Raw genomic sequence first — 13,935 nt, 5'->3', positions numbered from 1 at the left:
TTATGGCCGATGAAATAATCGAAATAAAAAATTTAAAAGTTCACTATCCAATTCGTTCTGGCTTCTGGAATAGAGTTACTGGATATGTTAAGGCCGTTGATGGAATTAATCTTTCTATCAAAGAAGGGGAAACTTACGGTTTAATTGGTGAATCAGGCTCAGGTAAATCAACTACTGGTAAAGCAATTGTTGGTGTTGAAAAAGTAACTAACGGTCAAATTTTGTATAAAGGTGTTGACGTTACTAAGGCATCTAACCGTAAAAAGCTTAACTACAATAAAGATGTGCAAATGATTTTCCAGGATTCTATGTCTAGTTTGAACCCTAGAAAACGTATTGAAGACATTATTGCTGAACCAATTAGAAACTTCGAGAACTTGACTACTGATGAAGAAAGAAAGAGAGTTCAAGAACTTTTGGATATTGTTGGAATGCCTAGTGATGCAATTTACAAGTTTCCACATGAATTTTCTGGTGGTCAACGTCAAAGAATTGGGGTTGCACGTGCCGTTGCTACTCATCCAAAATTAATCGTGGCTGACGAACCAACATCAGCTTTGGACTTATCAGTTCAAGCCCAAGTTTTGAACTTTATGAAGCATATTCAACAAGAATATAACATTGCATACTTATTCATTTCTCACGATTTAGGTGTTGTAAAACACATGTCAGAAGATATTGCTATTATGCACCGTGGACGTTTTGTAGAAATTGGTAAACGTGATCAAATTTACAAGAACCCAATGCATATTTATACTAAACGTCTACTTTCCGCAATTCCTGTTGTTGATGTTGAAAATAGAGAACAGCATAAGGAAGACCGTCAACGCGTAGAAAAAGAATTCTTGCAAGATCAAGATAAATGGTATGAAAAAGATGGTCGTGTATTACCACTTCAAAAAGTTGGCGATCGTCATTTCGTTGCATTACCTAAAGATATGATTCAACAAGAATTGAAGGAGGGAGAATAGGTATGTGGAAAACGGTTTTACGTCGAATCCTGATTATGATCCCCCAGTTACTTATCTTGAGTTTACTAGTCTTTATTTTGGCTAAAATGATGCCTGGTGACCCATTTACTGGAATGATTAATCCGAATTCAGACCCTAAGGAAATTGCAAGATTAAGACAGGAATATGGATTGAATGATCCGGTATGGGTTCAATATACTCGCTGGCTTGGAAACATGTTCCATGGTGATTTAGGTCAATCATATATTCAAAAGGTGCCAGTAACTTCTTTGATTTGGGACCGTGCGGTTAACACTTTTTGGTTGTCTTTAATGACTGTTGTTTTAACTTATTTAATTGCAATTCCATTAGGTGTTACAGCCGGTCGTCACCAAGATGAATGGCAAGATCACGGAGTACAAATTTTTAACTACATTACTTATGCTGTACCTCCGTTTGTTTTCTACATTTTAGGTATTTGGCTATTCGGATTTACTTTAGGTTGGTTCCCAATTTCTGGTTCTGTAAGTGCAGACGTTAACCCAGGTACTTTTGCTTACTTCTGGAGTAGGTTCTATCACTTGATTCTACCTTCGATCCTTTGTTCTTTAATCTCCACTACAGCAATTGTTCAATACTTAAGAACTGGTATTGTTGATAATAAGGTTGAAGACTATGTAAGAACAGCTCGTAGTAAGGGTGTTCCAGAAAATGTTGTCTTTAATAAACACATTTTAAGAAACTCGCTCTTACCAATCGCTGCTTTCTTGGGTAACACTATTACTGGTTTGCTTTCAGGCTCAATGGTTATTGAATCAGTCTTTAGTTACCCTGGTATGGGTAAGTTGTTCCTAGATTCAATTGGACAACGTGACTATAGTACTTTAACTGCTTTAATTTTATTATTTGGTGTGTTAACTTTAATTGGTAACTTGTTGTCAGATATTATCATGAGTATTGTTGACCCAAGAATTCGGATTAAGTAGGGAGGAGTAGAAATTATGGCTAAAGATAAAAACACATCGAAAAAAGATCAAAATGCTAAAACCTCTCTACCACCATCTGGATTTAAGATTATTGTTCGCGAGGTTTGGCGTGATAAGGTAGCATTTGTTTCATTTTGTATTATCGTTGCTATCTTACTATTTACTTTCGTCGGTTCATTATTCTTAAATAAGAGTCAGGTAACAGAAATTAATATCGCTGAAGCATATTATGCTTGGGGCGAATCAGGTCACGTCTTTGGTACTGATGACGGTGGTCGTGATATTCTGAAGTTATTGATGATGGGTGGACGAAACTCTATTTTGATTGGTCTATCTGTTACTGTACTTTGTGAAGGTATAGGACTTTTAGTTGGTTTGTTCTCTGGATACTTTGGTGGAGTTACCGACGCAATTATCATGCGTATAGTTGACTTCATCCAGATTTTACCTATGTTCCCAATCATCATTGTTTTAACTACTGTTATTCCTAACTATAATGCAGGAACATTAGTATGGTTAATTTCTATGTTTGGATGGACTGGGTCGGCTAGATACTTCCGTGCCTTCGTTCTATCACAAAGAGAGCGTGAATATGTTTTGGCTTCAAAAACTTCTGGTTCATCTAATTTAACGATTATTTTCCGTGAAGTTTTACCTAACATTACTTCTGCTATTATTATTGAGGTGGTATTAGCAATTGCTGGTAACATTGGTATTGAAACTACTTTATCTTTCTTAGGATATGGATTGCCAACCACTACGCCATCTCTTGGTACTTTAATTGGATTTGCTAATGACCCAGTTAACGTCACTACTCGTCCATGGTTGTGGTTACCAGCAACTATTTTGTTGTTAATTATTTCCTTGAGTATTAACTATGTTGGTCGTGCTCTTCAAAGAGCTGGAGACGCTCGCCAACGTGAAAATTAAATTTAATTGTATGAACATTAAAAAGCAACTCATAATTGAGTTGCTTTTTTGTATATATTGCCCAAAATACAGCTGATATATTAATTTTGTTTGTTTAATAATGGGAATAAATTTAATTTTTGCTCTACTGAAATAAGTTTTTTATGGCAATTAAAAAGCTCTGATATAGGCTATAAATCAGCATTTACGACTATATATAATAAATTAATATTAAAATTAATTGAGCGAAAGCGTTGTATTAGGAGTTTGATGATGATACTATTAAATCATCAACTTGTCCCAAATAGATGGAGGAATATAACTATGAAGAAAGCCAAACTATTTGGAAGTTTAACTTTACTTTCTGGTGTTGCTTTAACATTGGCAGCATGTGATAATAATTCAAATTCTAAGGTAGATAACCCAACTAAGAGCTTTAAGTCAGCTACTCCAAAGAAAGCTGTTAAAAAGGGTGGTACAGTAAGTGTTGCCCTTGAATCTGATACACCATTTACCGGTATTTTCTTAAATGAATTGTCAGATACTCAAAATGATACCGATGCAATGGCACCTGCTAATGAGGCATTATTTGATACAAATGATACTTATCAAATTAATGATAAGGGTCCAGCTACATTAAAATTAGATAATAAAAATAAAACTGCCACTATTACTGTTAAAAAGGGTGTAAAGTGGTCAGATGGTAAGCAAGTAACTGCTAAGGATGTTGAATATTCTTACGAAATTATTGCTAATAAGGCAACAAAGTCTTCTCGCTATACTGAATCACTTCAAAATATTGTTGGTTTAAGCGAATATCACGATGGAAAATCTAACACTATTTCTGGTATTGAAATGCCTGATGGTGATAATGGCAGAACTGTAGTACTTCACTTTAAAGAAATGAAACCGGGTATGAAATTTAGTGGTAACGGTTATTTCTGGGAGGCTGCGGCTCCATACCACTACTTAAAGGATGTTCCATTTAATAAGTTACAATCCTCCGATCAAGTAAGAAAGAATCCACTATTCTTTGGTCCTTATAAGATGAGCAAAGTGGTTCGTGGTCAAGCTGTAACATTTGTACCTAATAAGTACTACTGGAGAGGTACACCAAAATTAAATAAAGTAACAATTCAAGTTTTGAACCCTAATTCAGCTTCTCAGGCTATTAAGAGTCACAAATATGATATTGCTGGGGTTGTTAACTCGCAATGGAAGAATGTAGCTAATACTAATAACGTTAACTGGATTGCAAATATTCCGCTTGGTTATAGCTATTTAGGCTTTAAAGTTGGTAAGTGGGATGCAGCTAAGGGCGAAAACGTAATGAATAAGGATTCCAAGATGAACAATAAATCATTACGTCAAGCTATTGCTTATGGTATGAATGTTTCCGCTGTAACGAAACGTTATACTAATGGATTGACTTTCCATATCCCAACTTTAATTCCAAAGCAATTTGGTAAATACTTCGACAAGAATGTTAAAGGATATGACTATAACCTCAAGAAAGGTAACGAAATTCTTGATAAAGCTGGCTACAAGAAGAAGGGTAAATACCGTGTTCAACCAAATGGAAAACCTTTAACTATTCGGCTAGCTGCTATGACTGGTACTTCTACTCAAGAACCAATCATTCAAAATTATATCCAACAATGGAAGAAGTTAGGCTTGAATGTTAAGTTAACTGGTGGTCGTTTGATGGAAATGAATTCCTTCTACGACAAGGTTCAAAACGACTCTAAGGATGTTGATATGTTCATGGGTGCATGGTCATTATCATCAGAACCATCACCAAATGACCTGTACAGTGTAAAGGCTCCTTATAACTTCTCACGCTTTGTAACTGCTAAGAACACTAAGTTACTTCAAGAAATGGATTCTGAAAAGGCATTTAATACGAATTATCGTGTCAAGAAGTTCCATGAATGGCAAAAATACATGGATGATGAAGCTTATGTCGTTCCAGTATCTAACAGTTACAGTGTAAACGCTGTTAACAGTAAGATTACTGGTTACTCATTAAAACCTTCGGCTGCTAACAGTCTTTGGTACAACGTTGGAATTGCCAAATAATAATTTTATGAATTTTCTCAAACGATCGTCAATTTTGACGATCGTTTTTTGTTCAACTTGTTTTAATCGGCTTCAGGGCTAAAATTAAATATATCAACTTGCCCAATATTATTGGAGGAAAATTCGATAAGGAAAGGCAAATTAAGTGGTACATTAATTCAGGTGTAGTCTTAACTTTAGCAGCCTGTGGTAATAGTAACAGCAATAACTGTAGTCACCCTAACTTTAAGGAGTCAACTCCCAAGAAAACAATTAAAGATGGTGGTAAGGTTAGTGTCGTTGTAGTTATCGATACATCATTTACAGATATTTTTAATGATGAATTATCAACTAACAATACTTAGAAGTATGTAAAAGGTGGAGCGCCAGATATTAAGATTGATAAGAATGCTAAAACCGCAACCGTTACTATTAATCCTAAAGTTAAGTGGTCTGATGGTCAGCCATTGGTTGTAAAAGACTACGAATATGCTTATGAAATTATCACTAATAAAGCAACTCATTCTCAACCTTACACTTCAAGTTTAGCTGAACTTGAAGGTTTGCAAGAATATCATGATGGAAAATCTGATACTATTTCAGAGATTGAAATGCCAGATGGCGAAAATGGTCGTACAGTAGTACTTCATTTTAAAGAAATGAAGCCTGGAATGACACAAAGTGGTAATAGCTGTATTTGGGAAGCTGTTGCTCCTTATCATTGCTTAAGAGATGTTCCATTTGATAAGCTTATTTCAAGCAATAAGATTCGTAAGAATCCATTGTTCTATGGTCCATATAAAGTAAGTAAAGTGGTTCGTGGACAATCAGTTTTCTGGGTTCCAAACGAACATTACTATAAAGATAAACCACACTTAGATAAAATTACAGCTTCCGTAATTACTCCAACTTCAGTTGCTCAATCAATTAAGAGTAATAAATTTGATGTCACCCAAGTAAGTAACTCTCAATGGCAAGATATTAAAGGCTCTAAGGGCGAAAACGTAATGAACAAAGACGCTAAGATGAATAATCAAGCTCTTCGTCAAGCTATTGCCTATGGTATGAATGTTGACCAAGTTTATAAGAGATACTCATCAGGTCTTTCATTTAGAATTCCAACTTTAATTCCACAGCAATTCGGTGATTACTTCGATAAGAATGTTAAGGGATACACTTATAACATTAAAAAGGGTAATGAACTATTAGATAAAGCTGGATACAAGAAGAAGGGAACTTACCGTGTTCAACCAAATGGTAAACCTTTAACTATTCGTTTAGCTGCCATGAGTGGTAGTAAAGTTCAAGAACCAATCATTCAAAATTACATTCAACAATGGAAGAAAATGGGCTTGAATGTTAAGTTAACTGATGGTCGTTTAATGGAAATGAATTCCTTCTACGACAAGGTTCAAAATGATTCTAAAGACGTAGATATGTTCATGGGTGCATGGTCACTTTCTTCTGAACCATCACCTCAAGACTTATACGGCGCAAAAGCACCATTTAACTACAGTAGATTTGTCACTAAAGAAAATACTGACTTGTTAAACGATATTGATTCACAAAAGGCCTTTAATAATAGCTACAGAGTTAAGAAATTCCATCAATGGCAAGCATACATGGATAAGGAAGCTTATGTTGTGCCAGTTGCTAATAGCTACAGCATTTACGCAATTAACAATAAGTTAACTGGATACTCATTAGAACCATCTAAGAGTATGGGTGGTGGATTCCCTAACTGGTACTATGTTGGCTATGCAAAATAAATAAAAATTATTTAAAAGTGCGACTTATATTAGGTCACACTTTTTCTTTATCTTTTTTTAATAGGATAAAATAGGTATAATTAAAGAGTTAAAGAAAGGAAGCAACTATGGTTTCAGTAGCTTTTAAACAAAACTTAAAAGAAAAATATGGAATAAAATTTAATAATGAAAAATTACTCGAAGATGCATTTACGCATTCTTCGTATGCTAATGAGCATCCTGGTAGAAAGGACTATGAAAAATTAGAATTTCTTGGGGATGCTGTTCTTGAACTAGCTGTATCTGATTATCTTTATCGGCATTTTCCAAAATTAAATGAAGGTGAGTTAACCAGAATGCGTTCTAATATTGTTAGAACAGAAGGATTTTCTGAATTTGCAATTGAATGTGGATTCCCAAAAGAAATTAATTTGGGTAGAGGAGAAGAAAAAGCTGGGGCAAGAAAACGTAAAACACTTCTTGAAGATGTGTTTGAAGCCTTTAATGGTGCGCTTTTTTTGGATCAAGGAATGCCAGCAGTACAGCACTTCTTACATTTGACAGTTTATCCATTAATTGCTGAAGGAGATTTTAATGCCTCACGCGATTATAAAACTGAACTTCAGGAGCGTTTGCAGGTAAATGGACCAGTTAAGATTGAATATCAAGTAATAGATGAAGATGAATCAAAGCCATCTTTTAAAGTTCAGCTACTTGTAAATGGTGAAAAAGTTTCAGAGGGACAAGGACGTAATAAAAAAGCTGCAGAGCAGCAAGCGGCTCAAGCTGCATTAGCTAAAAATAAATAAGAAAAGGTGAGTCTGTGCCACTACAACAATTAGTTTTAAATGGTTTTAAGTCTTTTGCTGATAAGACGATAATTAGCTTTAATAATGGTATTACTGGCATCGTTGGTCCAAATGGTAGTGGAAAAAGTAACATTACAGAAGCAATTCGCTGGGTAATGGGTGAGGGGTCTGCCAAGTCTTTACGTGGTGAAAATATGAAAGATGTTATTTTCGCTGGTAGTCAAATGCGTGCTCCGATGAATCATGCAGAAGTTGAGCTGATTTTCGATAATCGTGATCATCAACTTGCCTCTGATGATGATGAAGTTGTAGTTACAAGAAAAATTTTGCGTAACGGCGAAAGTGATTATCTTTTAAATCATCATCCAGTTAGATTAAAAGATGTCAAAACACTTTTTATTGAGTCTGGAATGTCATCTGACAGCTTGGGAATAATTTCGCAAGGTAAAGTTGATGAAATTCTTAATTCTAAGCCGCAGCAACGACGGGAAATTTTTGAAGAAGCTGCTGGGGTACTTCATTTTAAGCAACAAAAAGAGATTGCTTTGAAGCAGTTAGATAAGACTAATGCCAATTTAATTAGAATTAATGACTTGGTTAAGGAGTTAGAGGGTAGAATTGAGCCTCTTCATGAACAAAGCTCGTTAGCAAAAGAATATAAGTTTCAAAAAGATCAACTTGATCATAAGTTGAAACAGCTTCTAGGCTTAGAAATTGAAAGCTTAAATGAAGAAAAAAAAGCAGTTGCTAAAAAAGCAGCTACTAATCAAGGAATCTTAAATAAGCTTGATGATGAAGTTAAACAATCTCAAGCTGATTTAGAGGAAAAACGTAAGCAGTCAAATAAGCGACATGCAGAAAAAGATGAAAAACAACAAGAATTATTAGCTTTAACGCAAAAAATTGCTGCTTTGAATACTGATTTACAAATGCATCAGCAATCTCGTGAGTATGATGTTGCTACGCAAAAGGAATATACCGCTCAATCTGATGAATTAAAAGAACGTCAAAAACATCTTTTGAAGCAACTTGATAGTAATGAAAAAGATTTGGTTAGTCAAAATAAAATACTTGCTAATTTTTTGAAAAAACAAAAAAAATTAAAGCAAGAATTGAAGCAGGGACCAGAACAGTTAAATAATCAATTAGAGAAGGTTCGTTCTGATTACATTCAAACTTTACAAGATCAAACCAGCAATAATAACGAAATTGTTTATTTGAAAAATGAATTAACTCGTAATCAGAAGTCAACTGATAGTCGTCAGCAAGAGGTTGAAGAGCAATTATCAGAGTCTCAACAAATTCTTGACCAATTAAAAAAACAAGGACATGATTTAGTACTTAAACGTAAAAAATTAAATGAAGAAATATCAGTCCTTGATCAAAAAATTGCACAGAAGAGCAAACTTAAAGATCAAAATGAGCAGAACTATTTCCAAGTACGTAATAATCTTCAACAAATTTCCGCTCAAGTAGAAGGTTTAAAGCGAATTAGAGATCGCCATGAAGGTTACTATTATGGGGTTAAGTATGTTTTAAATCATCAAAGTGATTTCCATGGTATTGTTGGGGTTATTGGTGAATTAATTTCATTCCCAGCCGAATTAGAAGCAGCATTATCAACTGCTTTAGGTGGCGGAGTTCAAGATTTAGTAACGCTTGATCAAAATAGTGCTAGGGATGCAATTAATTTGTTAAAGCAAACTCGTACTGGTAGAGCTACTTTTTTACCTTTAGATGGATTGCGACATAATGAAATTGCTGCTTCAACAATTAAGTCTCTTCAAAGCATTGATGGATTTAAGGGCGTAGCAGCAAACCTCGTTACTGCAAAGACGGATATCGATATTTCCAATGCTATTTCTTATCTTTTAGGAAATGTTTTGGTAGTTGATACAATTGATACTGCTTTGCGCGTGCAACGTAGAATTGGTCGTCACTATCGAATTGTGACTTTAGATGGTGATATTATCAGTCCTGGCGGAAGTATGACTGGGGGAACTAGAAATACTAGAAATAATTCACCACTTGCAACAAATGCAGAAATTGATAAGCTGACTGCTCAAATTAAGGCAAGCAAAGAAAAGTTTGTTAAATTACAAGAGATTTTGAATGGGTTAAATCAAGTCTTAAATGAATTGCAGGCAGAACTAGAAACTAAGAAGAGTAATTTAACCTCATTAAATCAACAAATTAGCGAGCAAGCTATTAAGTATGAAAATGAAGAGAAAGAAGTAAAACGTTTAACTCAATTAAATGATTTACAACAAAAAGCGCAACTAGAAAAAAAGCAAGAAGAAGCAGAACTATCAACTCGCCTTGAAAAGCAACAAGCTAAAAAAGTAGAACTTGAAGAATTAGCCCAAAAGCAGAGAACACAAATGGATCAATTAAAATATGATCTTAGTGATTTTGATGAGGCTTATCAAAAGCTACAAAATGAATTGAGTAACTTAAATTCTGATTTGGCTGTTGTTAAGAATAAGCTTGAAAATATTACTGCAAAAAAGACTGAGCTAGAGGAACAATTAACTAATACTAATGCTCGTTTAAAGGATATTGATAATAAAATTAAGGCCCTTACATTGTCTCAAAATGGACAAAGTGAAACTGAGGTTGAAGAACAAGTTTCTCGATTGTCTGAAAAGAGAAAGCAAATGCAAAAGGCTCTTGCTGAAATAAATCAAGATTTAGGAAAATTTGATGCGCAGATAAATAATCTAGATCAAGTTGCCACAAGAAACTATAATTTGCGTAAGAATACAGCTGCTGAGCAAGAAGAATATTCAGCTAAATTAGGAGAGCTGAAGTCTCAAATTAATCAAAAACTTAAAACTTTAAGTGAAGAGTATTCCCTTACCTTTGAAGCTGCTTTGCAATTATCTAAGGGTCAAAATACAACAGACTTACGTAGGAAGCTAGAGCGCGAAGTTCATCTACATAAGATGTCTTTAGCAGATATTGGTGAAGTAAACTTAAATTCTATTGAAGAATATGAAGATGTAAAAACACGCTATGATTTCTTGAATGGTCAACAAACAGACTTGCTTAATGCAAGAAAAGATATTGAAGAATCAATGTCGAAATTAGATGATGAAGTAAAGAGTCGTTTCAGTGCAACGTTCCATCAAATTGAAAAAAGCTTTGCTAAAATTTTCCCAATTATGTTTGATGGTGGACATGCAAGATTAGAACTTACCGATCCTAAGAATTTACTTGAAACAGGAATTGAAATTATCGCTCAGCCACCTGGTAAGAAATCGCAAAAGTTAACACTTCTTTCTGGTGGTGAAAGAGCTTTGACTGCAATTACTTTATTATTTGCAATGTTGCAAGTTAATCCAGTGCCTTTCTGTATTCTAGATGAAGTAGAAGCGGCCTTGGATGAAACCAATGTTGATCGTTTTGCTCAATTTTTAAATCGCTATGATATGAAGACTCAATTTATTGTGATTACTCACCGTCGTGGTACGATGCAGAAAGCAGATAATTTGTATGGAATTGTAATGCAGGAATCTGGAATTTCGAAGGTGCTGTCAGTATCATTAAATGAGATTAAGAAAGAAGTGAAATAGTAGTGGGATTATTTGATAAAATCAAAAAATCTCTTTTTGGTCATAAAGATGAAGAACAAGAAGAGAATAAAGAAAAAGAACTAACTGAAAAATCAAATGAAGAGACTCAAGAATCAAAAGAGCCTTCTGAAGCAGAAAATGTTGAAAAAAATTCAGAAGAGGTACCCGATTCAGAAACTGAAGATCAATCTGACGAAGAAAATACCGAATCAGAAGAAACGCCTGGTTGGAGTGACGCTGGTAGTGCATTTGAAAAAACGCAAAATGAGGCTGAAAAACCAGCTGAAGAAGTAGAAGATCAGTCAGAAGAAGAGTCTGAAGAACAAGAAGAGGATATAGAAGAAGTATCTGATTCAGAAGTTGAAGATCAAGATGATCAAGAAAGTGTTACGGCAGAAGTAACTGAGGAAGAAGCACCAGAAGAAGACGAACAAGAAAGATATGATAAAGGATTAGAAAAAACCAATCATTCATTTGGTGCTCGTTTAAATGCATTCTTTGCTAAATTTAGAACGGTTGATGAAGATTTCTTTGATGATTTGGAAGATTTGCTAATTGAGTCTGATGTAGGTTTCGAAACTGCTGAAGAATTAACTGATTCTTTGAGGGATGAGGCAAAATTACAAAATGCCAAAAGTCATGATGCCTTAAAACAAGTTATTGTCGAAAAATTAGTTGATATTTACGATAAAGGTGGAGAAGGTAAGGATGCTAAATTGGCAGATGATACTGAAGCTAAACCTAACGTCTATTTGTTTGTAGGAGTCAATGGAGCAGGTAAGACTACTACAATCGGTAAATTGGCTAAAAGAATTAAAGATTCAGGAAAATCCGTTATGATGGTAGCAGCTGATACTTTCAGAGCGGGGGCTGTTGAACAATTAGTAGAGTGGGGCAAGCGTGATGGTGTTGAAGTTATTACGGGTCCTGAAAAAGCTGATCCAGCTTCTGTGGTTTATGATGGTGTTAAAAAAGCTAAAGAAGAAGGCGTTGACTTTTTATTAGTTGATACTGCTGGGCGACTTCAAAATAAAGTAAATTTGATGAGCGAGCTTGATAAGATAAAGCGTACGATAAAGAAAATCTTGCCCGATCAACCAAACGAAGTACTTTTAGTTTTAGATGGTTCAACTGGTCAAAATGCATTGCTTCAAGCTAAAGATTTTGATAAAACAACAAAACTTACTGGTTTAGTTTTAACTAAACTTGACGGATCTTCTAAGGGTGGAGTAGTTTTAGCAATTAGAAATGAAATGGACTTACCAGTTAAATTAGTCGGTTTAGGAGAAAAAGTTGACGATTTAGCTGACTTTGATGCAGAAAAATTTGCAATTGGTCTCTTCCAAGGAATAATCTAATAATAGGTAAAATTACGAGTAATTATAGAAGGAGTAAATATGAAGCATTTAAGTGCATGTACAACTATTTTAGTTGGTAAAAAGGCCTCAATCGATGGCTCAGTAATGATTTCACGTAATGATGATACTGCTGGCGCAATTACACCTCAAAAGTTCATCATTGAACCGGCTGCTCACGGTGAAAAAGGACGTAAGATTAAATCTTGGCTTAATAAATTTGAAATGGATTTGCCAGAAGATGCTCAAAGAGTGCCAGCTGTTCCCAATGTTGATTATAAGAAACTTGGTTATTATGACGAAAGTGGTATTAACCAAAAGAATGTTGCCATGTCATGTACTGAATCAACTTATGGTAATGAAAGAACTTTAGCCTTTGATCCATTGGTTAAAGATGGTTTGGATGAAGATTGTATGCAAACCGTCGTTTTACCATACATTGATTCTGCAAGAGATGGTGTTAAGCGTCTTGGTGCTTTAATTAAGAAATATGGTTCTCCAGCAGGAAATTCAGTTTTATTCGGTGATAAGGATGAAATTTGGTACATGGAAATTGTTACTGGTCACCACTGGGTTGCCCAACGTATTCCAGATGATTGTTATGCTGCAACTGGTAACCGCGTAGCTATTCAAGAAGTGAACTTTGATGATCAAGATAACTTTATGTGGAGTGAAGGAATCCAAGAATTTGTTGAAGAACATCACTTGAATCCAGATCATGAAGGTTGGAATTTCCGTCATATTTTCGGAACTTATACTGAACAAGATCGTCACTACAATACCAGTCGTCAATGGTATATTCAAAAGCTTTTCAATCCAGAAATTGAACAAGATCCTGAAGATCCAGATATTCCATTCATTAGAAAAGCTTCTAAAAAGTTAGCTAAGGAAGATATTGAGTATGCACTTGGTTCTCACTATCAAGATACGCCATTTGATCCATTTGGACATGGAACTGAAGAAGAAAAGCATCTCTATCGTCCAATTGGTTTAAATAGAACTCAAAACTCACATATCTTACAAATTAGAAGCGATGTTCCTGAAGAAATAGCAGGTATTATGTGGTTATGTATCGGTGGTCCAACATTTACCCCTTACATTCCATTCTTTGCAAATATGAATGATACGGATCCTTCATTTAACAATACTTCAATGACTTATAATAAGGAAGATGCTTGGTGGTATTACAAGTCTCTTGCTGCTTTAGTTGAAAGTCATTATCCTCAATTTGTTCAACTTAATACTAAGTACCTAGAAGAATTAAATAGATACTACCGTGGACGTGTTGAAGAAGTTATCGAAAACGCTAAAGATTTGAGTGGAGAAAAATTAACTGATTACTTGACTCAAGAAAATCAAAAGACTGTTGCTCATACTAAGAAAGATAGTGAAGAATTAATGGGTCAGATGTTTACAGACGCAATTAAGATGTCTAAGTTAACATTTAAGATGGATCCAAACTTATAATTTAAATAGATTATAGAAAAAGAGGGCTGTTTGTCAAATCCTGTTGATGAATAGTTTTGAAAAAGAATCAAGCAACTA

At 34.7% G+C, this 13,935-nt stretch carries 8 protein-coding genes and 1 pseudogene; all 9 read left to right on the top strand.

The genetic code is table 11. The annotated features are described in order from the left end of the window. The first annotated feature begins 2 nt into the window (after positions 1 to 2). The 9 genes and pseudogenes from FD18_RS04920 to FD18_RS04880 all read left to right on the top strand — a co-directional run bounded on the left by FD18_RS04920 (position 3) and on the right by FD18_RS04880 (position 13,857). Complete coding sequence (locus FD18_RS04920; protein WP_057718898.1) at positions 3 to 971, top strand: ABC transporter ATP-binding protein; 969 nt, start codon at positions 3 to 5, stop codon at positions 969 to 971. A 2-nt stretch (positions 972 to 973) separates the two neighbouring features. Beyond that, the gene (opp4B, locus tag FD18_RS04915; protein ID WP_057718897.1) at positions 974 to 1,936 is read left to right on the top strand and encodes an oligopeptide ABC transporter permease; all 963 of its coding nucleotides are present in this window, start codon (positions 974 to 976) and stop codon (positions 1,934 to 1,936) included. A gap of 15 nt (positions 1,937 to 1,951) precedes the next feature. Beyond that, positions 1,952 to 2,866 (top strand): ABC transporter permease, encoded by a 915-nt coding sequence (locus tag FD18_RS04910; RefSeq protein WP_057718896.1) that lies wholly within the window; start codon positions 1,952 to 1,954, stop codon positions 2,864 to 2,866. 303 nt (positions 2,867 to 3,169) lie between these two features. Continuing rightward, complete coding sequence (locus FD18_RS04905; protein ID WP_057718895.1) at positions 3,170 to 4,924, top strand: oligopeptide ABC transporter substrate-binding protein; 1,755 nt, start codon at positions 3,170 to 3,172, stop codon at positions 4,922 to 4,924. Positions 4,925 to 5,064: 140 nt separating this feature from the next. Then, a pseudogene (locus tag FD18_RS04900) lies at positions 5,065 to 6,672 on the top strand (oligopeptide ABC transporter substrate-binding protein). 107 nt (positions 6,673 to 6,779) lie between these two features. After that, positions 6,780 to 7,460: a ribonuclease III gene (gene rnc / locus FD18_RS04895; protein WP_057718894.1), complete on the top strand. Its 681-nt coding sequence runs from the start codon at positions 6,780 to 6,782 to the stop codon at positions 7,458 to 7,460. Between the two features lie 14 nt (positions 7,461 to 7,474). Then, on the top strand, positions 7,475 to 11,035 hold the full coding sequence (gene smc, locus FD18_RS04890) for a chromosome segregation protein SMC (RefSeq protein ID WP_057718893.1): 3,561 nt from the start codon (positions 7,475 to 7,477) through the stop codon (positions 11,033 to 11,035). A 2-nt stretch (positions 11,036 to 11,037) separates the two neighbouring features. Beyond that, a complete protein-coding gene (gene ftsY / locus FD18_RS04885) occupies positions 11,038 to 12,393 on the top strand; it encodes a signal recognition particle-docking protein FtsY (RefSeq protein ID WP_057718892.1) in 1,356 nt (451 codons plus the stop codon). Positions 12,394 to 12,432: 39 nt separating this feature from the next. After that, the gene (locus tag FD18_RS04880; protein ID WP_057718891.1) at positions 12,433 to 13,857 is read left to right on the top strand and encodes a C69 family dipeptidase; all 1,425 of its coding nucleotides are present in this window, start codon (positions 12,433 to 12,435) and stop codon (positions 13,855 to 13,857) included. The last annotated feature ends 78 nt before the right edge of the window (positions 13,858 to 13,935 follow it).

It is taken from the genome of Lactobacillus taiwanensis DSM 21401 (assembly GCF_001436695.1).
Classification (GTDB): domain Bacteria; phylum Bacillota; class Bacilli; order Lactobacillales; family Lactobacillaceae; genus Lactobacillus; species Lactobacillus taiwanensis.
The sequence above is the reverse complement of the archived record's forward strand: the minus strand, read 5'-3'. Positions and strand labels throughout refer to the sequence as shown.